The following is a 23,695-nucleotide window of genomic DNA, read 5'->3' on the forward strand; positions in this document are numbered from 1 at the left end:
GTCTTATATAAGACATAAGATTGACGAGCCTCGTTTGCTTGTCAAGCATGAGCCCAAGCTGCAGTGGTTTCATGTCCATCCCATGACAGGATGCAAACTGTCCTCACTTTGCAAAGCCAAACAACTGCGGCATGAACAATGAAATTTGCGGCACGAAGGTGATCAGGAAAATCGCCACCACCTGCACCGCCAGAAACGGCAGAATCGCCTTGGCGATGGTTTCCACCCGTTCCCCCGAGACACTCGAGGTGACAAACAGCACCAGTCCCATCGGCGGCGTCGCCAGCCCCACGGTCAGATTGACGCTCATGATGATTGCGAAATGCACCGGATGAACGCCAAGATCGGTAAAGATCGGCCCCAGGATCGGCCCAAGAATAATGATCGCCGGTCCCGCATCGAGAAACATGCCCACAATGAACAAAAGCACATTGATCAGGAAGAGCAGGATGTAGGGATTGTCCGAAAGGCCCAGAATGAAATTGGCCAGGATCTCAGGCGTATGCGACAGGCTGACAACCGTCTTGAAGGCCATCGCGGCCCCCACCAACAGCAACACCACCGATGTGGTCATTGCAGCCTTGGTCAGCACCTTCGGCAGATCCGACCAGCCCATGGTCTTGAGGATGAACAGCGCCACGATAAAGGCATACACTGCAGCCACGGCAGAGGCCTCGGTCGGGGTGAAGATTCCGCCGAGGATTCCGCCCAGAATGATCACGGGAGTCAGCAGCGGGAAGAACGCCTTCAGGCTCGCCTGCCCCTTTTCCGGCCAGGTGGCGCGCCGCGAGGCTGCGGGAAAATCATTGCGCTTGGCCAGGAAGCCCACCACCATCATCAGCGAAAGCCCGATCATCACTCCAGGCACGATACCGGCTAAAAACAGTGCCGCGACCGATTCACCCATGACATAGGCATAGATGATCATGATCCCCGAAGGCGGAATGATCGGTCCGATCACCGATGAAGCCGCTGTTACCGCAGCCGCGAATTTCCGCGTGTAACCGTTCTTTTCCATGGCCGGGATCAGCATCGACCCAAGCGCCGACACATCCGCCACCGCCGATCCCGAAAGCCCGGCAAACAGCATCGAAGAAAGAATGTTCACATGCGCAAGCCCGCCCTTGAGGTGGCCGATCATCGCCTGGCTGAATTCCACGATCCGCATGGTGATGCCACCGCGGTTCATCAACTCGCCAGCCAGCATGAAAAACGGGATCGCCATCAGCGGAAAGGAATCCATGCCCGTATAGACGTTGCGGTAGAGCAGCGCGATATCGCGCTCCTGACCATTGAGCCAGAGCAGAAACCCTGGGGCTGCCAACATGCCGAAGAACACCGGCAGGCCGATCATCAGGAAAACCAGGAACAGCGGAAGGAAGAAAAACAGCATGACCTACTCCACCGCCACAATCACACGATCATGATCCTCGGGCAGGTCCGCCTTGGGATCGATCAGATGCGCAATCGACTTAAAACACAGTTCGAGGTTGACCAGGATCATCAGAAACAATCCAAGCGGCAATGACATGTACATCCAGGCAAGCTTTATCCGCACCAACCCAAGGCCCAGGAACTCCAGCGGCAGCTTGAGCGAGCTGGAATTGAACAGCCAGCCGGAATTGACATGGTTGAGGCCAAGCCGGAAGCCGAAGACCAGCACAACGAGAGACACCAGCAGCAGCAACAGGCCAAGAATCGCTCCCAGCCGCAATGGCAGCAGATCCTTCACCATGTCGATGGACACGAATCCGCCCCAGCGATAGGCGGTCGGCGCGATCACCGCCACCATCCACAGCATCAGGAACCGCGCCCCCTCATCAGGCCATGCCAGTGCGCTGCCCAGAACGTAACGGAAAAACACCTGCAGCATGATGATCAGCACCATCAGCGCCATCGCAACCCAGGCAATGGTCCGGCCAATCCGCAAGAGCATAGTATTGAGCCGCACAAGCGGCCCCAATATCCCCAAAATCACTGCCATGGTTTAGGTCCTCCCCGAGCCGGCAACCACAGTGCATTCAAGAGTCTTATATAAGACCTGCCTATGGGCTTCTATTTCGTAACGTCTGTCAAGAGCCCCAGCTTCACACCTGGCAGGCTCAATCGCGGATAAAGACATGCTCGGTATGTTGCACCAGTTTCTCGCCGGGCCGCAGGACCGCACCGGCAAAGCCTTCATGGTTGGGACTGTCGGGCCAGCTTTGGGTCTCAAGGCAAAAGCCGGCATGCGCGCCATAGGTCTTGCCGGAAAGACCTGGAACTGAAGGCGAAATCTTGAAACCTGTGTAAAACTGCACGCCCGCCTCACCAGTCCGCAGCTCCATCGCCACACCGGAGCGCAATGACCGCGCCAGCGCCACGGTTCGCACCGGACCTCGCTCGCGCGACAAGCAAAAATTGTGGTCATAGGCAACCTGTTGCCCTTCAGCATCCACACGCCTCACAGGCCGCATCTCCCGGAAATCAAAGTCCGTTCCCGCGACGGTGGCGATCTCGCCGGTCGGGATCTGGTCTTCGTCAACCGGCAGGTAATGGTAGGCTGCCATCATCAACTCGTGATCAAGAATATCGTCGCTGCCATCAAGATTGAAATAGCTGTGATGCGCAATATTGGCGAGCGTCGGGCGGTCGGTGACGCTTGTGTAGGTAATCGCCAGGCAACCACCGGGCCTCAGTTCGTAGCGGGCCTCGATCTTCATGGTTCCGGGATAGCCGGACTGGCCATCTGGATCGACGATCGAGAAGACGGCAAAATTTTCTCCGTGCTGATCAATCGTCCATACCCGCTTGCCCGTGCCCGCACTGCCGCCATGCAGATGCGTCACCCCACGTTCGTTCAATTCAAGCTGGTAATCGATGCCATCGAGAGAAAAACGCCCTTTGGCGATCCGGTTGGCGTGGCGGCCGGGGGTCTGCCCGAAATAGGGCGAATGCGCCGGATAGCTCTCAAAATCAGGAAATCCCAGCGTCAGAGGCGGCAAATGGTTTTCAAGCCTCAGATCCTGCAGCGCCGCACCCCAGGTCATGACTTTCGCCGTCAGCCCACCACCCTGAAGTGTGATGCGGCGGACCGCCTCTCCGTTTGCAGTGTGTCCGAAAATCTCGATCATACCGGCATTTCCAAGTCTTGTTTGATCCGTTCCAGGCATTGGGATGGCCTGATTTTTCTCCAGGCGCAAGGCCTGAAGCGAGATACGGGCAAGAGCACGCCCAACGCCGCTATGGATCAAAACAGCTTAAAGCACCGGACGCGGAGAAAACACTTTTTGATTGCAAACCCCTCTTGATTGCAAATACACTCCATAATGCAATCAAAGGGAGAGTTGACATGAATAAAGTTCTCGCCATTGTTCTCACAATTACTGTCGCGGGCTTCGCCCAAACGGCATTCGCTGACGATCACGCGATGTCTCCGGATATGAAGCTCCTCGCCGGAGCATCCAACTGGGTCAACCAGTCCGGCTCTGTTGCTCAGTTTGTGTTCACGCCCTCGCCCACACAACCTCAAACCTACGAGGTTTCCGGAAACTACATCAACAACGCCCAGGGGACAGGCTGCAAGGGCACACCCTACCCCCTGTCGGGAGCCTACTACTCGGGCAACCAGATAATCTCGTTCTCGGTGGTCTGGTCAAACGCATCAGCAAACTGCCAGTCGGCAACCGGGTGGACTGGTTATTTCGACTTTTCAGGATCCCAAGCCGTGCTGAAAACCGATTGGAACCTGGCCTTTTACAGCGGCAGCACTCCCGCAATCCAGCAGGGCCAAGACGACTTCATGCAATCAGTAGCGACCGTCTCTGAGAGCTTGCTGACCGAATAAAGCACCATATGGTCTGTAGTGCAGGCAAACCGAAGTGAAAAACGGATCCGCGGCAGGAGCTCGCCATCCGGCGGGTTCCTGTCGGCTTGTCTACCGCGTCAACTGCCGCGTCGCCGCTTCCAGACCGGACAGCGTCATCGGAAACATCCGGTCCGCAAACAATTGCCGGATCAGCTCCGTCGAATGGGTGTAGGGCCAATGCGCTTCCGGCGCCGGGTTGAGCCAGGCGACCTTGTGGAAATGGTTGAGCATCCGCGTGAGCCAAACCTGGCCAGGCTCCTCATTCCAGTGTTCCACAGATCCGCCCGGCGCAATGATTTCATAGGGGCTCATCGCAGCATCACCGACAAAAATCACCCGATAGTCAGACCCGTAGGTTCGCAGCAGCTCTTCGGTCGGCATCACATCCTGCCGGCGCCGCTGATTATCGCGCCAGACTCCCTCATAGAGGCAATTGTGGAAGTAGAAATACTCCATGTGACGAAACTCGGCGCGCGCCGCGGAGAACAGCTCCTCGACAACCCGGATGTGATCATCCATTGACCCGCCGATATCAAAGAACATCAACAGCTTGACGGCATTGCGCCGTTCCGGCCGGGTCTTGACGTCCAGCCAGCCGTGTTCGGCTGTCGCCTGGATTGTGCCATGCAGATCGAACTCCTCGGCGGCGCCCTCTCGGACCCAGCGCCTCAACCTTCTCAGCGCCACCTTGATGTTGCGGGTGCCAAGCTCCACCGTATCATCAAGGTTCTTGAACTCGCGCTTGTCCCAGACCTTGACCGCACGGCGGTGACGGCTCTCTTCCTGTCCGATGCGAACGCCCTCGGGATTGTAACCGTGGGCGCCAAAGGGGGAGGTGCCTGCCGTGCCGACCCATTTCGATCCGCCCTGATGCCGCTTTTGCTGCTCCTCAAGCCGTTGCTTGAGCGTCTCCATCAGCTTGTCAAAACCGCCCAGGCTCTCGATCAGCTTTTTCTCATCCTCGTTGAGGTGTTTCTCCGCCATGCGCCGCAACCATTCCTCCGGAAGATTGCGAACATTGGTGGCCACGGCACCTCCAACAGCCTCAACGCCGCGGAAGTAATGCGAGAACACACGGTCGAAGCGATCGATATGGCGTTCATCCTTCACCAGCGCAGCACGGGCAAGATAGTAGAATCCCTCCACATCATAGAGGGCCAGCCCCGCATCCAACCCCTCCATCAAGGTCAGGTACTCGCGCAGCGAGACCGGCACTTTGGCAGCTTTGAGCTCTAGAAAGAATGGCAGGAACATGGATGCGATCTTAACGGCAACGCGGCCTGCTTTCCATAGCGATCATGATTTCAAATCGCTGTTTCGATTGCCCCCGATCGCCGGGGCGGCTGACAGCAAAGCCAATGCCGCACTGCGCGTGTCAGGTCCTCCAGGCGGGCTTACCGGCTGTATTTGACAAACGGCGTCAATGTCGCGATCCGGTCATAGAGCTTGCGCGCGGTTGTATTGAATTCCTGCGTCATCCAGTAGACGTTCGGGCAGCCATCCCTGTCCGCGGCGGCATAAACAGCCTCGATCAACGCCCGGCCAACACCTGTTCCACGCGCCTCAGGCGCGGCGTAGAGATCCTGCAGATAGCAGACATGTTCCAGCCTCCAGCAATGGCGGTGGTAGAAGTAATGCACCAGCCCCACCGGTTCGCCATCCACAAGCGCCAGCAGCCCGCGTGGCTCATAAAACGAGTTCTCACCCTCAACATGCTCCCCGAGAATGCGCCCGAATGTGGTCTCATACACCTCTTCGGGAACGCTCGATTCGTAGAACTCAAGATAGCCGGTCCAAAGCTTGCGCCAATGATCCCTGTCAGACGCGGCAATCGGCCGGATCTCCACTTTTGACCCGCCCATCCTACTCTCCAGCCTCGGCCATCGCTCGGTCGTGACCGATATCTGCCATGTTGAACGGCGTCGTCTGGTAGACCTGATTGATCCAGTTGCCGAACAAGAGAAATGCATGGCTGCGCCAGCGGTTGAGCGGCGCCCGCTCCGGATCGTCGTCCGGAAAATAGTTCTTCGGCGGCGCGATCGGCTTTCCGGCCTGGACGTCACGGAAGTATTCCTCGGCCAGCGTGCCAGAATCATACTCGATGTGATTGAAGATATAGAGCCGGTTGCCAAACGCTTCGTGCAGCAGGCACAACCCGGTTTGGCTGCTTTCCATCAGCACGTCGAAATCCGGTGTCAGATCCTCGCGGCGCACCTCGGTCCAGCGCGACACAGAGACCTGAAAATCATCCGAAAACCCCATCAGATAGGGGGAGGCCGGGTTGAGATTGCGGTGTCGGTAGACACCAAACGCCTTTTCGTCGAGTTGCCGCTTGGGCACGCGGTGAAAATGCCACGCCGCTGCCATCGCACCCCAACATACAAAGAAGCTCGAATGCACATGGGTCGTGGTCCAGTCGAGGATCTGCTCGAGCTCATCCCAGTAGGTCACATCCTCGAAAGGCAGCGTCTCGATCGGCGCGCCGGTGATGATGAAACCATCGAACTTCCGGTCCTTCACCTCGTCCCAGGTGTGGTAGAAATTGATCAGATGCTCTTCAGACGTATTCTTGGCCGCATGCGAGCCGATGCGCACCAGCGTCAGCTCCACCTGCAGCGGCGACGCACCGACCAGCCGGGCGATCTGCGTCTCGGTGGCGATCTTGTTGGGCATAAGGTTCAACAAGCCGATATGCAGGGGACGGATATCCTGCCGCACAGCAATGGATTCATCCATGATCTGCACGCCTTCCTTGACCAGCACATCACGGGCGGGAAGACCATCAGGAATACGGATCGGCATGACGCACGGACCTCCAACAACAAAAAACCGGCCCGCGAATACACGCTGCCGGTCCGTTGGGGAATCCCCCTCGGCCCTTTAGCGAGTTGTTTAACGTGGCTGCAAGCCGGCCGGCCAAATCACCACAAGATCAGAATAGGCCCCACCTTTATTCAGGTCAACGCTGTTTACATCAATAGGAAAGGTCAGCCGGCTGAACATCGGTGTAATCAGGCGGCGGCATCTCCCGCAGACGAACTGCGTCAATTGTATCCGCACCGGACACCAGTGCTTTGACAATGCGGTGCATGCCATCCATCACACGCCCATGCGGACAGAGTATGATCGGAAAGCTCGGATCAGCATTTTCGGTCAGATCGAAATGCTGTGCCAGGGACCGTGGCGTCGGCCGGTCATCAGCAGTTTGAAACCACCACAATTCATCAAGCTCGGCAATTTCGCTCAGCGGAACCTCCACAACGGGAGACCCTTTGGAAAGCCGGATCAGCCGGCTGACATCCCAGGCGTAAAACCCGTTCGGACTGGGCCGGAAGTGATACTGCCTGCGCAAGCCAGATCCGGCATTTTCAAGGCCGATCATCCCCCGCGCTGCCGCGCCAAGAAGGCTAGCCGCTCGAAGAGATGCACATCCTGCTCGTTCTTGAGCAGCGCGCCATGCAGCTTGGGCAACGCATTCTTTGCGTCACCGCGCAACGTCTCCGGCTCTACATCATCGGACACCAGAAGCCGGATCCAATCCAGCGCCTCTGAGGTCGATGGCTTTTTCTTCAGCCCCGCGGTCTCGCGGATGGCGTAGAACTGGGTCAGCGCCTCGCGTACCAGCGATTGCTTGATGCCCGGGTAATGCACATCGACAATGCGCTGCAAGGTCGCCATTTCCGGAAACCGGATGTAATGGAAGAAGCAGCGCCGCAAAAACGCGTCCGGCAGTTCCTTCTCGTTGTTCGAGGTAATGATCACGATCGGCCGCTGTCTGGCCTGAATGGTCTCGCCGGTCTCATAGACAAAGAACTCCATCCGGTCGAGTTCCTGCAGAAGGTCATTGGGAAACTCGATATCCGCCTTGTCGATCTCATCGATCAGCAAAACCGTTTTCTTGTCAGCCGCAAAGGCTTCCCAAAGCTTACCGCGGCGGATGTAATTGGCCACATCATTGACCCGGTCATCTCCGAGCTGGCTGTCGCGCAACCGGCTGACCGCGTCATATTCGTAAAGCCCCTGTTGCGCCTTGGTCGTTGACTTGACCGACCATTCGATCAGATCAAGGCCGAGACTCTGAGCGATCTGGCGGGCCAGCTCGGTCTTGCCGGTGCCCGGTTCGCCCTTGACCAGAAGCGGCCGTTCCAGCCGGATCGCTGCATTGACCGCAACCGTGAGATCCTTGTCGGCCACATAGGCTTCTGTGCCTTCAAACTGCATACATTCTCCGTGCCCCACCAATCCGGCGGAATTGCGATGCCTCCGCGCCTCAACCATACAATCAAACTGGTCAGGCCATCTTCTGCTTCAATCCCCCTGGTTACTTCAACACCACATCAAACGCGGGGACGCAAGCCATGTTCAGGAGGCGAAAACACTTTCGGGCACTTGCGCCAGGCCCTTGCGCCAGATCAATGCGCCGCACCCTTTTGCGGGGCAAGGTCGTCCCAACTTAAACAACATGCATCTGACGGAGGCTCACATGACGCTCTACCACATCCATCTTGTTATGGCCCGCAACAAGGAATTCCCTGAAGGCAATGTCCATCGTGGCTATGATATTCACGCGCCACTCGATGCCGATGGTCATCTCGACAAGGCTGCCTGGGAGAAATCACCGTCATCATCAACCGTGATGCGGTTCTGGGATGGCGAGCGTTCGGCACTGGGTTATCTGGTCCATCACCCCAAGGGCGGTTGGGCCTTTGATTATGATCCCGCCGATGCGGACGATGATGAAACCGGCTTCAGGCTCTCAAGCCACATTTTCAAGCAAGGCGAGTATATTTCGATCCGCGACCATGGCGAAGATGAGTTGCACACTTTCGTCATCGATGCGGTGACCCAGGTGAACTGAGCCGCCAAGCCTCATGCCCGCCATGGGGCCGGATGCAAGAAAAGGTGCACGGGTGAAACTCTCATTCGTGCACCGCTAGCGCATGCCTCGCTCAATTGGACCCAATTGAGCGACAGCGTACATGCATCAATTCAAAGCGTTACAGCGTCCTTTGCGCATCAGATTGGATGCGCGGCGCTGTAGGCCAGTCAGCCGCCTTCGATCTCTTCGCGCAGCATCTCGAGTTCGAGCCACTCGCCTTCCATCGCTTCGATGTCGGTCTTGAGCGCATCATGGGCCTTGGCGCGCGCTGCAAATCCGTCCGGATTCTTGGAAAACAACGCCGGATCAGCCATTTCGGCCTCAATGGCAGCAAGTTTGTCTTGTGCCGCCTCGATCTTGCCGGGCAGCGATTCAAGTGCGAACTTCTGCTTGTAGGAAAGCTTGCGCGATGCCTCGCGCGCGCCGGCCTGCGGCTTGGACGTTCCGCTCGACTTGGCTGCTTCTGAAGCCTGTTTCGCCTTCTTCTCCCGCGCCGCCTCGCCGCTTTGGGCCAGCATGTCGGTGTAGCCACCGGCATAGGCAATCCAGCGCCCGTCAGGATCGGTCGGATTGGCGGGCGCCAGCACAGATCCCACGGTCCGATCGAGGAAATCGCGGTCATGGCTGATCAGGATCACGGTGCCCGGGTAGGACGCCACCAGTTCCTGCAACAGATCCAGCGTTTCCATGTCGAGATCATTGGTCGGCTCATCAAGGATCAGCAGGTTCGAAGGCTGCGACAGAATTCTCGCCAGCACCAGCCGTGCCTTCTCTCCACCCGAAAGGTTCCGGATCGGCGTGTGCGCCTGCTCCGGCTGGAACAGAAAGTCCTTCATGTAGCCGGTCACATGCTTGGCTTCGCCATTCACGATAAGGCTGTCGCCACGGCCATCGGTGAGGTAATGCGCCAGCGTTTCATCCGGATTGAGCACGTCGCGGCGCTGGTCGAGCACGGCGATGTCAAGCTTCGATCCATGCCGCACAAACCCGGTGTCGGGTTCCAATTCGCCAATCAGCATCTTCAGCAGCGTTGTCTTGCCGGCACCATTGGGACCAATGATGCCCAGACAGTCACCGCGATTGATCCGGATCGAAAAATCGCGAACCACCGGTGCCTTGTCATAGACCTTGGATATCCCTTCCGCCTCGATCACCAGCTTGCCCGAGTCCCGGCCCTCCGCCACCTGCGCGTTGATCCGCCCCTGCGGACCCTTGTGGCCTCGGTGGTCCGCCCGCATGGTGTGCAGCTGCGAAAGCCGTCGCATGTTGCGCTTGCGCCGCGCGGTCACACCGTAGCGCAGCCAATGTTCCTCGCGCTCGATGGCGCGTCCCAGCTTGTGCTGCTCCAGCTCCTCTGCCTCAAGCACCTCATCACGCCAGGCCTCAAAATGTTCGAACCCCTTCTCCAGCCTCAACGACCGTCCTCGGTCAAGCCAGACAGTGGCGCGCCCGACGCGCTCGAGAAAGCGCCGGTCATGGGAGATCACCAACAGCGCGCCACGCGCACGCACAAGCTCTTCTTCGAGCCATTCGATGGTCGGCAGATCAAGATGGTTGGTCGGCTCATCCAGCAGCAAAATATCGGGTTCCGGCGCAAGCGCACGGGCCAGGGCTGCACGGCGCGCCTCACCGCCTGAAAGAGTCTGCGGGTCGGCAGCCCCATCCAGACCCAGATTTCCAAGCAGGTAACTCACCCGGTGCGGATCGTCGCTGGGGCCCAGCCCGGCTTCCGCATAGGCTTCAACCGTGGTGAAGTCCCCGAAATCCGGCGCCTGCGGCAGATAGCGGATCGTCGAGGACGGGTGCCTGAAGATCTCACCCGACTGCGGCTCGACAAGTCCCGCCGCGATCTTCAAAAGAGTTGATTTGCCAGAGCCGTTGCGGCCCACAAGGCAAATCCGGTCCCCCGGCTCCACCTGCAGTTCCGCTCCGTCCAGCAGCGGCGCGCCTCCGAAGGACAGTCTGATGTCGTCAAGTTTGAGAATCGGTGGCGCCATGGTCAGCTTCCGGAAAAATCATGCGGCCGGGCAAGCACAAGCGCCCGCCCGGATTGAAGGCTCGCGGTCATCGGACCGGTGACCACATTCGATATGGTGCGCGAGGCACCGAAAGCGATATCGGCCTCCTGAAGCGGATATTTCACGCCCAAAAGGCTCAGACCGCCAAGATCCGAAAACCCGATCACCGACATGAGCGACCCGGCAGGAAGATCAAGCGTCAGCGACCCTGGCAGCAACGGAACCGCCTCTTCCGTCCCCGAGGTCAGCACCAGATTGAGGCCGCGCTCGGCAAGGGTGACGGCCTGCATGAGATGCGCGAGCGCGTGGTCCGTACGTGCGCCCTGAAAGGCCCCGACCAGGATCAATCGGGTCGCACCACGGGCGATCGCCTCTTCGACGGCAAGTTCTCCGTCGGTGAAGTTCTTCTCCGCCGGAAACGCCTGCCGTGGCACGCCGCTATGACGTGCCAGCAGATCGTCGGCCGTGGAATCAAAGTCACCCACCCAGAGTTCCGGCTTAAGCCCCAGCGCCGCCGCATGCGCCATGCCGCCATCAGCCGCGATCGCACGAGCGCCCTGGACCAGGGTCCGGACCCGTTCATCAGGCACCAGTGCGCCACCAAGCAGGATTGCAAATGTCAGATCAGATTTCATCGCGGACAGCCAATAGCAGCTTTTGCCGCACTTGCCAGAGTTGGCGAGAAATTCTATGTCTTGTCTCGCTCTAACGGGGTGCCTGGCGTCAAAAACCGGGCTGAGAGGCCAAGTGGCCAACCCGAAGAACCTGATCCGGTTTGTACCGGCGGAGGGATTAGACGCCGATTACGCGCCTATTCCTGTTTTAACAACACAAGGAGGCGCGATCGATGCGCAAGACAAGCCTTTTTTCTGCTGCACTTGTTGCAGCATTCCCTTTCATTGTTCAGCCCGCCATCGGTGCCGACAGGGAACTGACGATCTACACCTATGACAGCTTCGTCGCGGAATGGGGTCCAGGGCCCAAGATCGAAGCTGCCTTTGAGGCCAACTGCGAGTGCGACCTCAAATGGGTCGGCGTTGCCGATGGCGTGGCGCTTCTGAACCGGCTTAAGCTGGAAGGCGAAAAGGCGAAAGCAGGCATCGTGCTCGGGCTCGACACCAATCTGGTCGCAGAAGCCAAGGCCACCGGCCTGTTTGACGCGCACGGCCTCGACACCGCAGCGATTTCGGTTCCAGGTGGCTTCGCGGATGATACTTTCATTCCCTATGACTACGGCCATTTCGCCGTGATCTATGACAGTCAGAGCATCGAAACGCCGCCGGCAAGCCTCAAGGATCTTGTCGAAGGCGATGCAGACCAGAAGATCGTGATCCAGGACCCACGCACCTCCACGCCCGGCCTCGGTCTGTTGCTCTGGGTCAAGTCGGTCTATGGCGATGAGGCCGCTGCCGCCTGGGAAAAACTCTCTGGCCGCGTTCTCACCGTCACGCCGGGCTGGTCGGAGGCCTATGGGTTGTTCACTTCGGGCGAAGCCCCAATGGTGCTCTCCTACACCACCTCACCCGCTTACCACATGGTGGTTGAAGACACCGATCGTTACCGTGCGGCCGAGTTCTCAGAAGGCCACTACCTTCAGATCGAGGTGGCAGGACTTCTCTCAAATGCACCCGACAAGGAGTTGGCACGCGAGTTCCTCGCATTCATGATGACCCCCGGCTTCCAGAACGAAATCCCGACCAACAACTGGATGTGGCCGGCAGCAGCAACCTCCACCGACCTGCCGGAGGCATTCGCAACCCTGGTCAATCCGGAAAAGACCCTGCTCTTTTCACCGGAAGAGGTGGCTGGAAACCGCGCAGCCTGGATTGACGAATGGCTCGGCGCCATGAGCCGCTGATTGTGGCGTTCATCCCGTGCTGACAAGCTCACTGACAGGACCTGAACATCACGCCGCCCGTATGGGCGGCGTGATTGCGTTGGTCGCAGTGGGCCTCGCCCTGGCCGTACCAATAGCCGTATTGATTTCCTTTGGAATCTCGAGCGGAGGCAGCAGCAGCGCGTCGGGCAACCAGAGCGCATACCTGATGCGCATCACCTGGTTCACGCTGATGCAGGCCGGGTTGTCCACACTGCTCAGTGTGCTGATCGCCATCCCGCTTGCCCGTGCGCTTGCCCGGCGACCCCATTTCGCAGGCCGGGAATGGCTGATCAGCTTGTTTGCGCTACCGCTCGGCCTCCCCCCATTGGTCGCGGCCCTCGGCCTGATCGAGATCTGGGGCCGCAGCGGGCTCGCCAATCAGGGCCTGGCCCTGTTCGGCGTCCAGACACCCTTCTCGATTTACGGGCTTAGCGGAATCCTGCTGGCACATGTGTTCTTCAACATGCCACTGGCCACCCGGCTGATCCTTCCGGCCTTGCAGCGGTTGCCGGGCGAGTACTGGAAAACCGCAGCCAATCTCGGGCTCGGTGGCTTCACCCTGTTTCGCCTGATCGAATGGCCGACGATGCGCCGGTCTGTAGCAGGCGCTGCGGGTCTGGTCTTCATGCTGTGTGCCACATCGTTCACACTCGTGCTGGTTCTGGGCGGCGGCCCGGCTGCCACCACCCTGGAGGTGGCGATCTATCAGGCACTGCGGTTTGACTTCGATCCAAACCGCGTGGTGTTGCTCTCAGGCATCCAGATCGCCCTCACGCTGGCAATCATGGCCGGACTGAAGCTTATTTCGGCTCCCACCGATCCGGGCAGCACCAAGGGCGGTGGCACAATGCGGCCCGATGTGCGTGGCGGATGGGCAACCCTGCCCGATGCCCTGCTGATTGGCCTTGGAGCGCTGTTCGTGGCCGGTCCGATGGCAGCGGTGGTCTTTGCCGGCCTTGCCGCAGACCTGCCCAGACTGCTTGGCGATCCACTGTTCTGGCGCGCCACGGCAACCAGCTTCGGCATTGGTGCAGCGGCGGCCTTGCTCGCCATCCTGATTGCAGGCCTGATGGTCCGTGCACGCCATTCCGCCGGCGATCCACCCACCAGACGAAGTCTGGCAATACTCTCCACATTTTCGGGAGCTGCGGGATCACTCACTTTGCTGGTCCCGCCGGTCGTCCTTGGCGCCGGCTGGTTTCTGATGCTCGGCGGCGGCGCGGGGCAACTCGCAGCACCTCTGGCAGCTATCATCACTGTCAATGCGCTGATGGCGCTGCCCTTTGTGATGCGGGTGCTCGAACCCGCCTATCAGACCGCCATGGCACGCAATGGCCGGCTCTCGCTATCGCTCGGCATCACGGGTTTCAACCGGCTCCGGCACATTGATCTGCCGGCCATTCTGATGCCGCTGACCACCGGCTTTGCTTTCGCGCTGGCGCTGTCACTGGGCGATCTCGGCGCAATCGCACTGTTTGGCAGCGATCGCATCATCACCCTGCCCTGGCTGCTCTATCAGAAACTCGGCAGTTACCGGACCGATGACGCCGCGGGACTTGCGCTTTTGCTGGGCATTGCGACCATGGGGCTCATCTTGATGGCCGACAGATTAGGCAATCCCAGCAAGGAGGAGAGGCGTTGAACGCCCCCGCAATCACATTCGACGCGGTTTGCTTCGGCGTCGGGAATCTGAGCGCGGAGTTCTCCTTCAGCCGCGAGGCAGGCAGCGTCACCGCCGTTCTGGGACCATCGGGCGCAGGCAAATCGACACTGCTCAATCTCGCCGCCGGCTTTTTGTCTCCGCGCAGCGGCGAGATCCGTCTCCACGGAAAACGGGTCAATGAGCTTGCTCCGGCCGAACGCGGTGTTTCAATGGTGTTCCAGGACAACAACCTCTTCGCCCACCTCGACATCCGCACAAATATCGGCCTTGGCCTCGATCCCGCCCTGCGGCTTGACGCTGCAGCTTGGTCACGTGTCGAGGCGGCTCTGGAGCGCGTTGACCTTGCCGGTTTTGGCAATCGCATGCCGGCGACGCTTTCAGGCGGCGAACGCCAGCGTGTCGCGCTGGCCCGCGCCTTTGCCCGCCACCGGCCGCTGCTGCTTCTCGATGAGCCGTTTGATGGCCTCGGCCCCGGTTTGGCCGCCGACATGTTGTCCCTGATGCTCGATATCCGCACCGAAGTCGGCGCGACCGTGATCATGGTCACCCACGATCCCGATGAAGCCAGGACGGCGGCCCAGCAGGTGCTGTTCGTCTCGGGCGGACGGATCACTGCGGATGCGTCCATAGCCGGCTTTTTTGAACGCCGCGACTTGCCCGATCTCGAGAAATATTTGGGCCGTTCCGCCACTTCTTGAGCCCGCGCCACATTTTGGTCGTGACTGCTTGCCACTGGAGAAGCAGTGTAAAGTAATATAAACCCGTCACTTCCGCTCCGGCCGCCGATGCTCCCAAGCCTCCGTTCCGGCAAGATTGAAACCGAACGCAGACACGGACAATGGCCAAGACTGCAGCGTCCAATTTGATCTTGATCGGCGCACCCAAACGCGCAAGCCTTAGATCGGCAGCCTTTTTCGGCACGGCTTTGTTGCTTGCCGGTTGCCAGAACCTTGGCGTGGATTTCTACGAGCCGAATCTGCGGCCATCGAACGTACCGCAGACGGCGGAAAGCGCAGGCGCGTCCGACCCGCGCACACGGATCGGCGCCAATGAGCATCCCCGGATCATCGCAAGCTATGGCGGCGAATATCGTGACGCCAAGACCGAACGTCTGGTGGCACGCATTGTCGGCGCGTTGACACTGGTTTCAGAAAACCCGCAGCAGGCCTACCGCATCACCGTGCTCAATTCGCCCGCTGTCAACGCTTTTGCGCTGCCCGGCGGATATCTTTATGTGACCCGCGGACTGCTCGCCCTTGCCAATGACGCATCGGAAGTGGCTGCGGTTCTCTCCCATGAAATGGCCCATGTCACCGCCAACCACGGACTTGAGCGCCAGCGCCGCGAACAGGAAGTCGAGCTCGCCGGCCAGGTCGCTGAAGAGCTGTTTTCCAATTCCATCGCCGGACGGCAGGTGCTCGCCCGCGGCAAGCTTTCACTCGCCGCCTTTTCGCGCAACCAGGAACTCCAGGCTGATGTCATCGGTGTGAGAATGCTCGGAGAGGCAGGTTACGACCCCTTCGCCGCCGCCCGGTTCCTCGAATCGATGGACGCGAATCAACGCTTCAATTCTGTCGATCCGGACACCGACACCAACCTGGATTTTCTTGCAAGCCATCCCAATGCCCCTCAGCGCATGCAGCTTGCCAAGAACCATGCGCGCGCCTTCGGTCCTGAAGGCGTCGGAGATCGCGGGCGCGACTACTATCTTCAGGGCATTGACGGCCTGTTGTTCGGGGACAGCCCGAATGAAGGCTATGTCCGCGGCACAGAGTTCCTTCATCCCGTGCTTGGGGTCCGCTTCTCGGTGCCCAACGGCTTCAGGATCGACAACAAGGCGGACGCCGTGCTGGCCACCGGACCTAGGGATCTAGCCGTCCGCTTTGATGGCGTGACAGACAAGAACCGGCAGGCTCTGTCCAAATACATCGCCAGCGGATGGGTGACCGGGCTGGACGAAAGCTCCATCCGCCAAACACGCATCAGCGGTTTGCCGGCAGCCACGGCACGCGCCAGCGCAGACAAATGGGATTTTGATATCACCGTGATCCGGTTCGAAGACCGGATTTATCGCTTCCTGACAGCGGCACCTCGCGGCAGCAGCGATCTGGAACCCACCGCCTCCGCAATAAGATCAGGCTTTCGTGTGCTGTCGGACCGTGAAATCCAGGCACTCGAACCCTTGCGGATTCGAATCGTCACGGTGGCTCAGGGCGATACAGTCGCATCCCTGGCCGCACGCATGCGCGGTGTCGAACGCAAGATGGACCTGTTTAGACTTCTGAACGCGATTGCACCCGGCGCCTCGCTGAGGGCCGGGCAGAAGGTCAAGATTGTCTCTGACAGATAGGCAGGGCCTCTCTTCGGAGAAACCTGGAGACCAGACCCCTAAGCGAGGCAGCCCCGCTCGGCTTAAAGGCTGGCGATTTCCGGCGTTTCACTGGAAAGCACTGCGCGAAGCTTTTCCAGAGCGCGGTTTTCGATCTGGCGGACCCTTTCCTTGGAAATTCCAAGCGTGGCTCCGAGCGCCTCGAGCGTCGCGCCTTCCTCTGCCAGCCGCCGCTTGCGGATAATCAGAAGCTCGCGGGGATTGAGCGTGTTGAGCGCATCTCCCAGCCAGGTATTGCGCCGCTCCTCGTCAATGATTGTCGAAACCTGTTCATCTGGAAGCGGTTCGTCGCTCTTGAGGAAGTCCATACGGTCGGACGATGCTCCGGACTCGCCATCCGACATCGGCGCGTTGAGGGACGAATCGGGGCCGGATAGCCGCGCATCCATAACCGCGACATCCTTGACGTGGACGCCCAGCGAATCTGCAATCTGAATGTGAATGGCGGAGTCGGTCAGGGTCGGATCATCCTGCGCCAGCCGCGCGCGCAAGCGTCTGAGATTGAAGAAAAGAGCTTTTTGGGCAGAGCTGGTTCCGCCCCGGACAATGGACCAGTTGCGAAGAATGTAGTCCTGTATCGATGCACGAATCCACCAGGTTGCGTAGGTGGAAAAGCGAACCTCGCGCTCAGGGTCGAAACGTGCAGCCGCCTCAAGCAGCCCGACGTGCCCTTCCTGGACCAGATCACCCATCGGCAAACCGAAATTTCGGAATTTCGCGGCCATGGAAATCACCAGGCGCATATGTGCCATAGTAATCTTGTGAAGAGCGTCCTGGTCCTTGTTGTTCTTCCAGGCGACTGCGAGATCATGTTCCTCGTCACGCTCCAGATAGGGCGCAGCCATCGCCGCACGGACCATTTGCCTGTTAGCCAAAGTCGCTGTCATGACACGCTCCTGTTCCAACTTGCTTCTGGTACAGTTACGCCGAAGAGCGGAATTCGGATCATCACAGCAGATGACATATCTGTGATCGCAGCACCTTCCGAGCGCCACATCTCATTCGAGAACCAGGTTTTTCCGGAAAGGAGATGTCTTTCCCGAACCGGGTTTCGGGCCATTCCCCTTGAGGTAGCGTATCAGAAACAGCAGGTTCGGAATGCGCAAAATACAGATACAAAAAGGCCCGGGCGCGCCATGCGTCCGGGCCTCAAATGTCAATCAAATCGAGATTTGATTACGCAGCTTCTTCCTGCGCGCCGTCCTCATCAGCGGCCTTGCCGCGCTTCGGACCCTTGTTCAGGTTGGTTTCAATCAACCGAACGGCTTCTGTGTCCGACATCTTGTTGACTGCGGCCAGTTCACGCGCCATGCGGTCGAGTGCGGCTTCATAAAGCTGCCGCTCAGAATAGGACTGCTCCGGCTGATTTTCTGCGCGGTAAAGGTCGCGTACCACTTCAGCAATCGAGATCAGGTCGCCGGAATTGATTTTCGCATCATATTCCTGCGCACGGCGCGACCACATGGTGCGCTTGACGCGGGCACGGCCCTGAACGACCTTGAGAGCGCGCTCGACAAAATCAGTCTCGGAAAGCTTGCGCATACCAATGGTCGAGGCCTTGGCGACCGGAACCTTGAGGCGCATCTTGTCTTTTTCAAAGTCAATCACGAACAATTCGAGCTTGTGGCCAGCCACTTCCTGCTCTTCGATGGCAACGATCTGGCCAACGCCATGCGCTGGATAAACGATCGATTCACCGGTCTTGAAACCCTGTCTCGTCGATGATTTTTTTTGCTGGGTTGTCATGCGTGTTCATTACTCCCTGTTACGGAAACGGACACTGGGAGCCGGGCAGGGGTTGTCCGGACAGGTCCTGAGTGCGCCCAGGAGCGCACCACACCAACAAAGCCGAGCCGAAAGTGAAACCTGCAGGTCAACAAAGAGACAAACGTCGAGAGGCTGATGCCGTTCCGGCAGCTACAGCGCTGCAGGAATATGGTCGCCGCGCGAAGGACGTTTGCTTTCGTTTTTTTTGCTTCTTGTTTCGCCCTGACGGCGCCTCGAAAATGTCAGCAAGAAAGACACTATCACAAAATATCGCATAAATCAATGATTTGCGAGTTCACGTCATTCGTACGCAAACAGGCTCGTCAAGCTATGATCATCCACACCGCAACGCAGCGGATCGGATTGTTGCAATGCAAAGAAATCGCAGCGCTTTGAACGCGATCAATCGCCTTCGCCAGGCTCGGCGGAGAAGTACTTCTCGAATTTGCCTTCCGTGCCGTCAAAGTCCTTGGCGTCGTCCGGTGCATCGCGTTTGACCGTGATATTGGGCCACTTGTCGGCATACTCGGTGTTGACCACGAGCCACTTCTCCATGCCGGGCTCGGTGTCGGGTTTGATCGCCTCGGCTGGACATTCCGGTTCGCACACGCCGCAATCGATGCATTCATCAGGATGAATGACCAGCATGTTCTCACCTTCGTAGAAGCAGTCGACGGGGCAAACTTCAACGCAATCCATGTATTTGCAACGGATGCAATTGTCGGTCACCACATAAGTCATCTCAGTCTCCTGCGTGTGGATGCGATCCACGTGTCAATGATGCTGCAAACTCTGAACAATCACTGTTTATTCGGGCTTGCCCACGCTGCTCAAGGAAAAATATTCCAAAGCCATGAACACACGTCAACTTCGGCGGTCAGGTAACGGCTTTGAGCCTGCTTTGCAAGATCTCAGGCGCGCCGCGCGCAAAGGTCGCTGCGAAAGGCGGACCTCGATTCTGGCAGTCTGCGCTCAATCATCAGTTTCGGGATTGCGGAACATGTCGATCTTGCGGCGGTCGCGCTTGGTGGGACGGCCAGCGCCGGGTTCACGCTCAGCCGCTTTCAACACCACCATCTTGTCAACTGCCGCAGGCTTCGGGGTTAAATCCTCATAAAGCAATTGTGCCTCTGGCGCGGGGCCGCGCCTGTGCCCGCATCCAGCGATGCGGAGGACCAGGATTTTACGCTCCAGCGAAATCGTCAGAACGTCATCGGGTTTGACCGCAAAACTCGGTTGGTCGATCTTGTCGCCATTGACCCGCACCTTGCCGCCCGCAACAAATTTGGCTGCGAGCGTCCGCGATTTGATCACGCGCGCGAAAAACAGCCATTTGTCGATCCGCTGTCGTGCCGCCTGATCCATGGGCCCTGGAACTATTTTTTAAGTTGGTCGCGCAAAGCCGCGAGCGCCGCGAAGGGTGAATCCGGATCGATCGGCTTTTCCTTGCGCGTCGGACGTTCGTTGTTTCGTGGACCGCGATTGCCGTCGCCGCCCTTTCCGAAACCACCCTTGCCACCACCAGGTTTCCCGCCCCCTGGCTTGCCACCATGCCGGGCCGGCTTGCCCCGGTTGCCTTTGGGCCGGCCCTCACCATCACCTTCGCCACCATGGCGTCGGCCGCCATCACGGCGTCCAGCTCCATCGCCCGCGCCGCGCTGGCCATCAGAGCGCCCACCGGGCCGCCACAGCAACACCGGTCGGGGCGCTTCCGCCTCTTCGCCAGCCACTTCACCGGACGCATCGGCGACAGAAGCCGGTGCAGGTTCTTGCGCAGCCGGGATTTCCCCGCCGGCAGCGCCCGCACCAGCATCGGCAGCCGCATCCGGTTGGGTTTCCGCCTGCCTATCAGGATTGACCTCCGCAGCCACAGCTTCGGCTTCAGCAGCTTCGCCCTCAGCCGGTGCAGATGTGGCACCCTCAGCGGCAGCGACCTCTGTCCCTGCCCCGTCGCTGCCATTCTCGGCAGGCTCAGGTTTCTTCAGTGGCCGGTCGGCCGCAGTGCGAGAGGCCACAACCTCGACCACGGGCCCGGCTTCTTTTTCATCCGTGGAGCCCGCTTGCGCAGCTTCCAGCGCGGCAAGATGAGCCTGCGCGTCTTCCGCCGGCACCGGGTCGGCGCGGTAACCCAGACCCTTGAGGATTTCTTCGATATCGTCCTGAGTCGCGCCGAGGATCGACAGCATTCCGGTGGTGGTGATGAAACGGCGGCCGTCATAGGCGGCTTCCGGACGCGCGCCCTGCGTGCCTGGTTTCCATTGCAGCGCTGGCCGGATCAGGTCTGCCAGCCGTTCGAGAATGTCAATACGGACTGCGCGTTTGCCCAGAAAGCGGAAACCGGCAAGCCGGTAGAACTCACGATCAATCGCCGTGTCGGTTGCCACCGAGGTGCGCCCAGCTGCCAGAAGCGGCGTCACATCACCGTATCCCGGCCTGGTGAACCCGTCATTGGCGAGCGCCCACAGCAGTGTCACAAGCTCCGCAGGCGCAGGCTTGAGCAGCGCCGGCATAAAGATGTGATAGGCGCCGAAGCGAATGCCGTATTTGCGCAGGCTGGCCCGTGCCGTCTGGTCGAGCTCCTTGATCATGTCAGCGACGTCGCGCCGGAACAGAACACCGAGGCTTTCTGCCAGCCGGAACGCAAGACCGCGCGCCAGGCCGTCGAGATCCTCGGCCCGCGCAAGATCGTCGAGCGGCTTGAGCACCATGGCAATGTGGTGATTGACGAAGCGGTCGATGCGGGCTGCGACGAGATCGCGCGCGCTGCCTGTCAATTGCTCGTCGGCAAGAAGGATCGAGCGCGGCTTGAGAATATGATCCCCGGCCACAAGCTTGGCTACCGGATCGCCGAGCCAACGCACGGTGCCATCCGCACCGATGGCAAAATCGGAATTGCCCGAAGCATGCAGCCGTGCGGCCCTTGCCTCGAATTCCAGCGCCAGCGCCTTCAAAGCGGCGGCGGTGATCGCCTTCGCATCAGGCCCTTCGGCAGAGCTATCGGCCATGAACCGGAAACCCGCCAATTGTCCGACATGGTGACCTTCAACAAAGACATCACCGTTTACACTAATTTCAGCTTCGAGCATCGCGTTCTCTCTCAGGCGCCTCATGAGCACAGATGTCCTGCGGTCAACGAAGCGTTTCGTCAACCTTTCATGCAGCGCATCTGACAATCGATCTTCGATTTCGCGCGTCTTTTCCTGCCAGTGTGTCGGATCGGCAAGCCATTGCGGCCTGTTCGAGACATATGTCCAGGTTCTAATTTGCGAAATTCGTGCCGACAAAGTGTCGATTTCTCCATCCGTGGAGTCGGTCCGGCGCACCTGTTCAGCAAGAAAATCCTCATTGACCGCACCGCGCCGGACCAGATCGCCATAGATCGTGGCGATCAGGTCGGCATGCTGCGCCGGTGCAATGCGGCGGTAGTCAGGCAAGGCGCAGACGTCCCACAGCGTGGCAACGTTTTGAGGCGTGCTCGCCAGATCCCGCACCTCGAAATCATTGACCAGGTGCTCGAGCGCGCGCTGATCGACCGCTGGCAAGGCACGGGTCAGGCCCTGGATCGCAGGCACTTGCTCGAGACTTCCCTGCAACGCCTTGAGCGACGAGAAATCGAGCTGCTTGGACCGCCACTGCAGAATCTTGACCGGTTCGAACACATGGCTTTCCAGCCGATGGACCAGATCGTCATGCAGGGGCGACACCTGTCCGGTAACGCCAAATGTCCCGTCACGCAGATGCCTGCCCGCGCGGCCCGCAATCTGGCCGAATTCAGATGCCGTCAGCTGCCTGTAGGAATGACCGTCGAATTTTCGTTCCTGGGCAAAGGCCACATGGTCAACATCGAGATTGAGCCCCATGCCGATGGCATCGGTTGCCACCAGATAGTCGACATCACCGTTCTGATAGAGCTCGACCTGGGCGTTGCGGGTGCGCGGGCTTAGTGCACCCAGCACAACGGCCGCACCGCCGCGCTGACGCCTTACCAGTTCGGCAATGGCATAGACCTCGTCTGCCGAGAACGCCACGATGGCCGAACGCCGCGGCAGCCGGGTGATTTTTTTCGATCCGGCATAATGCAGTTCCGAGAGCCGGGGCCGCTCGATGACGGTGATTCCGGGCAGAAGCTGCTCAAGAATGCCGCGTACCGTCAACGAGCCCAGAAGCAGTGTTTCCTCGCGTCCGCGCAAAGACAGGATCCGGTCGGTGAACACATGCCCGCGCTCAAGGTCGCCGGCGATCTGCACCTCGTCTATGGCAACAAAGGCCGCATCAGTCCGTTGCGGCATCGCTTCGACGGTGCAAACCGCGTAGCGCGCACCCGGCGGCGAGATCTTTTCTTCGCCGGTGACAAGGGACACATGCTGAACGCCGACCTTGTCGACCATGCGGCCATAGACTTCCCGCGCCAGAAGCCGCAGTGGCAGCCCGATTACGCCCGAAGAGTAGGATGCCATCCGCTCGATGGCGTAGTGCGTCTTGCCCGTGTTGGTCGGTCCGAGCACCGCCGTGACACCACGGCCCGAAAGGATCAGGGGGTTCGCATTGTTTTTGCTGGAAGCGGGCATCATTGTCCGTTTCAGGATCGGGGCCGCAGCCAGGACTGCAAGCACTCAAACATGGCGCATCTGATGCCCATTGCCTGTCGGGCGTCACATCAAAGCGGATTGCCCCGACAAACCATCCGGGCGCGCATGCCTTAGCATATCGGCAGGTTTGAAACAGCGCAAAAATTTATGCCCGTCTGGTCCCCCGCATTAACCTCTGGAACAGTGCCGGAACGAATCGGCGACGAATCATTGACTCGCTCTGATTCTGCTTTTGTTCACCGCAACATGTAGCCAGATTCAAACATCACCATACAAAATGCTGAATCACTCCGGACCGTTTTTGTTCCCGTTTGGCTGATACCGTTAACTTTTGCCATCGAGTAGGGAACAGCGGCCTTCATGGCTTCTCTAGCGGTTCCGGATGCATTAGCTTTTTGTTAATAATTCCAAATACTTCGTTAACCATATTGATGACGTTTCAACACTCTTGTTAACTTTCGGAACACTGGCGGAACGAATCGGCTACGAATCACAGACCTGCAATAGTTCTTGTTTTGTTCGACACAACATATGGTCAACTCGCCATTTTGAACCACTAATGTTCTCATTTGAGAAGGCTCTGAGAACCGCTTCAGCGACGCCGCTGTTAACCTTTGAGCCCCGCAACGACTGTCTCTTGTTCAGATTCAACACAAAACGGCCC

General features: G+C 59.1%; 21 protein-coding genes and 2 riboswitches. Of the genes, 6 read left to right on the forward strand and 15 right to left on the reverse strand.

Annotated elements, in window-relative coordinates:
* Positions 1 to 103 precede the first annotated feature (103 nt).
* The 3 genes from HPDFL43_RS19725 to HPDFL43_RS19735 all read right to left on the reverse strand — a co-directional run bounded on the left by HPDFL43_RS19725 (position 104) and on the right by HPDFL43_RS19735 (position 3,113).
* Entirely contained in the window at positions 104 to 1,393 is a 1,290-nt protein-coding gene (locus tag HPDFL43_RS19725; RefSeq protein ID WP_007199182.1) for a TRAP transporter large permease, read from the reverse strand.
* A gap of 3 nt (positions 1,394 to 1,396) precedes the next feature.
* Complete coding sequence (locus HPDFL43_RS19730) at positions 1,397 to 1,984, reverse strand: TRAP transporter small permease (protein WP_040449384.1); 588 nt, start codon at positions 1,982 to 1,984, stop codon at positions 1,397 to 1,399.
* A 118-nt stretch (positions 1,985 to 2,102) separates the two neighbouring features.
* Positions 2,103 to 3,113: an aldose epimerase family protein gene (locus tag HPDFL43_RS19735; RefSeq protein WP_040450595.1), complete on the reverse strand. Its 1,011-nt coding sequence runs from the start codon at positions 3,111 to 3,113 to the stop codon at positions 2,103 to 2,105.
* Between the two features lie 218 nt (positions 3,114 to 3,331).
* Between HPDFL43_RS19735 and HPDFL43_RS19740 the strand changes: the two genes are divergently transcribed.
* A complete protein-coding gene (locus HPDFL43_RS19740) occupies positions 3,332 to 3,826 on the forward strand; it encodes a hoefavidin (RefSeq protein ID WP_007199185.1) in 495 nt (164 codons plus the stop codon).
* A 90-nt stretch (positions 3,827 to 3,916) separates the two neighbouring features.
* Here HPDFL43_RS19740 and HPDFL43_RS19745 read toward each other — a convergent pair whose 3' ends face one another.
* The 5 genes from HPDFL43_RS19745 to HPDFL43_RS19765 form a co-directional block, all read right to left on the reverse strand.
* Positions 3,917 to 5,101, reverse strand: a complete 1,185-nt coding sequence (locus HPDFL43_RS19745) for a vWA domain-containing protein (RefSeq protein WP_007199186.1) — start codon at positions 5,099 to 5,101, stop codon at positions 3,917 to 3,919.
* A gap of 140 nt (positions 5,102 to 5,241) precedes the next feature.
* Positions 5,242 to 5,709 (reverse strand): GNAT family N-acetyltransferase, encoded by a 468-nt coding sequence (locus HPDFL43_RS19750; protein ID WP_007199187.1) that lies wholly within the window; start codon positions 5,707 to 5,709, stop codon positions 5,242 to 5,244.
* 1 nt (position 5,710) lies between these two features.
* On the reverse strand, positions 5,711 to 6,649 hold the full coding sequence (locus HPDFL43_RS19755) for a homoserine O-succinyltransferase (RefSeq protein ID WP_007199188.1): 939 nt from the start codon (positions 6,647 to 6,649) through the stop codon (positions 5,711 to 5,713).
* A 58-nt stretch (positions 6,650 to 6,707) separates the two neighbouring features.
* Positions 6,708 to 6,785, reverse strand: a riboswitch (SAM riboswitch).
* A gap of 36 nt (positions 6,786 to 6,821) precedes the next feature.
* Positions 6,822 to 7,229 carry a hypothetical protein gene (locus HPDFL43_RS19760; protein WP_007199189.1) on the reverse strand — a complete coding sequence of 136 codons (408 nt, stop codon included), beginning with the start codon at positions 7,227 to 7,229 and terminating at the stop codon, positions 6,822 to 6,824.
* Positions 7,226 to 8,068, reverse strand: a complete 843-nt coding sequence (locus tag HPDFL43_RS19765) for an AAA family ATPase (RefSeq protein WP_007199190.1) — start codon at positions 8,066 to 8,068, stop codon at positions 7,226 to 7,228. Before HPDFL43_RS19765 ends, HPDFL43_RS19760 begins: the two co-directional genes overlap by 4 nt.
* Positions 8,069 to 8,330: 262 nt before the next feature.
* On the opposite strand from HPDFL43_RS19765, the gene HPDFL43_RS19770 reads away from it, so the two are divergent.
* A complete protein-coding gene (locus HPDFL43_RS19770; protein ID WP_040450598.1) occupies positions 8,331 to 8,705 on the forward strand; it encodes a hypothetical protein in 375 nt (124 codons plus the stop codon).
* A 188-nt stretch (positions 8,706 to 8,893) separates the two neighbouring features.
* Here HPDFL43_RS19770 and HPDFL43_RS19775 read toward each other — a convergent pair whose 3' ends face one another.
* Together HPDFL43_RS19775 and HPDFL43_RS19780 are read right to left on the reverse strand one after the other, a co-directional pair.
* On the reverse strand, positions 8,894 to 10,723 hold the full coding sequence (locus tag HPDFL43_RS19775) for an ABC-F family ATP-binding cassette domain-containing protein (RefSeq protein ID WP_007199192.1): 1,830 nt from the start codon (positions 10,721 to 10,723) through the stop codon (positions 8,894 to 8,896).
* A gap of 2 nt (positions 10,724 to 10,725) precedes the next feature.
* Positions 10,726 to 11,379, reverse strand: a complete 654-nt coding sequence (locus HPDFL43_RS19780; RefSeq protein ID WP_007199193.1) for a thiamine diphosphokinase — start codon at positions 11,377 to 11,379, stop codon at positions 10,726 to 10,728.
* A gap of 64 nt (positions 11,380 to 11,443) precedes the next feature.
* A riboswitch (TPP riboswitch) is annotated at positions 11,444 to 11,553 on the forward strand.
* Positions 11,554 to 11,591: 38 nt separating this feature from the next.
* On the opposite strand from HPDFL43_RS19780, the gene thiB reads away from it, so the two are divergent.
* The 4 genes from thiB to HPDFL43_RS19800 all read left to right on the forward strand — a co-directional run bounded on the left by thiB (position 11,592) and on the right by HPDFL43_RS19800 (position 16,636).
* Positions 11,592 to 12,602 carry a thiamine ABC transporter substrate binding subunit gene (gene thiB / locus HPDFL43_RS19785; RefSeq protein WP_007199194.1) on the forward strand — a complete coding sequence of 337 codons (1,011 nt, stop codon included), beginning with the start codon at positions 11,592 to 11,594 and terminating at the stop codon, positions 12,600 to 12,602.
* A gap of 61 nt (positions 12,603 to 12,663) precedes the next feature.
* Positions 12,664 to 14,265, forward strand: a complete 1,602-nt coding sequence (thiP, locus tag HPDFL43_RS19790; RefSeq protein WP_007199195.1) for a thiamine/thiamine pyrophosphate ABC transporter permease — start codon at positions 12,664 to 12,666, stop codon at positions 14,263 to 14,265.
* Positions 14,262 to 14,984: a thiamine ABC transporter ATP-binding protein gene (locus HPDFL43_RS19795; RefSeq protein ID WP_007199196.1), complete on the forward strand. Its 723-nt coding sequence runs from the start codon at positions 14,262 to 14,264 to the stop codon at positions 14,982 to 14,984. The genes thiP and HPDFL43_RS19795 overlap by 4 nt, the downstream gene beginning before the upstream one ends.
* A 140-nt stretch (positions 14,985 to 15,124) precedes the next feature.
* Entirely contained in the window at positions 15,125 to 16,636 is a 1,512-nt protein-coding gene (locus HPDFL43_RS19800; protein WP_007199197.1) for a M48 family metalloprotease, read from the forward strand.
* A gap of 62 nt (positions 16,637 to 16,698) precedes the next feature.
* On the opposite strand, the gene HPDFL43_RS19805 is transcribed toward HPDFL43_RS19800, so the two are convergent.
* The 5 genes from HPDFL43_RS19805 to HPDFL43_RS19825 all read right to left on the reverse strand — a co-directional run bounded on the left by HPDFL43_RS19805 (position 16,699) and on the right by HPDFL43_RS19825 (position 23,013).
* Positions 16,699 to 17,562, reverse strand: coding sequence for an RNA polymerase factor sigma-32 (locus HPDFL43_RS19805; protein WP_040450601.1), 864 nt, complete (start codon positions 17,560 to 17,562; stop codon positions 16,699 to 16,701).
* Positions 17,563 to 17,851: 289 nt separating this feature from the next.
* Positions 17,852 to 18,421, reverse strand: a complete 570-nt coding sequence (locus HPDFL43_RS19810) for a CarD family transcriptional regulator (protein ID WP_007199199.1) — start codon at positions 18,419 to 18,421, stop codon at positions 17,852 to 17,854.
* Positions 18,422 to 18,844: 423 nt separating this feature from the next.
* Positions 18,845 to 19,183: a ferredoxin FdxA gene (gene fdxA, locus HPDFL43_RS19815; protein ID WP_007199201.1), complete on the reverse strand. Its 339-nt coding sequence runs from the start codon at positions 19,181 to 19,183 to the stop codon at positions 18,845 to 18,847.
* A 231-nt stretch (positions 19,184 to 19,414) separates the two neighbouring features.
* Complete coding sequence (locus HPDFL43_RS19820) at positions 19,415 to 19,807, reverse strand: RNA-binding S4 domain-containing protein (RefSeq protein ID WP_007199202.1); 393 nt, start codon at positions 19,805 to 19,807, stop codon at positions 19,415 to 19,417.
* An 11-nt stretch (positions 19,808 to 19,818) separates the two neighbouring features.
* Positions 19,819 to 23,013 carry a helicase-related protein gene (locus tag HPDFL43_RS19825; RefSeq protein WP_007199203.1) on the reverse strand — a complete coding sequence of 1,065 codons (3,195 nt, stop codon included), beginning with the start codon at positions 23,011 to 23,013 and terminating at the stop codon, positions 19,819 to 19,821.
* Between the last annotated feature and the right edge of the window lie 682 nt (positions 23,014 to 23,695).

Source organism: Hoeflea phototrophica DFL-43 (genome assembly GCF_000154705.2).
GTDB lineage: Bacteria > Pseudomonadota > Alphaproteobacteria > Rhizobiales > Rhizobiaceae > Hoeflea > Hoeflea phototrophica.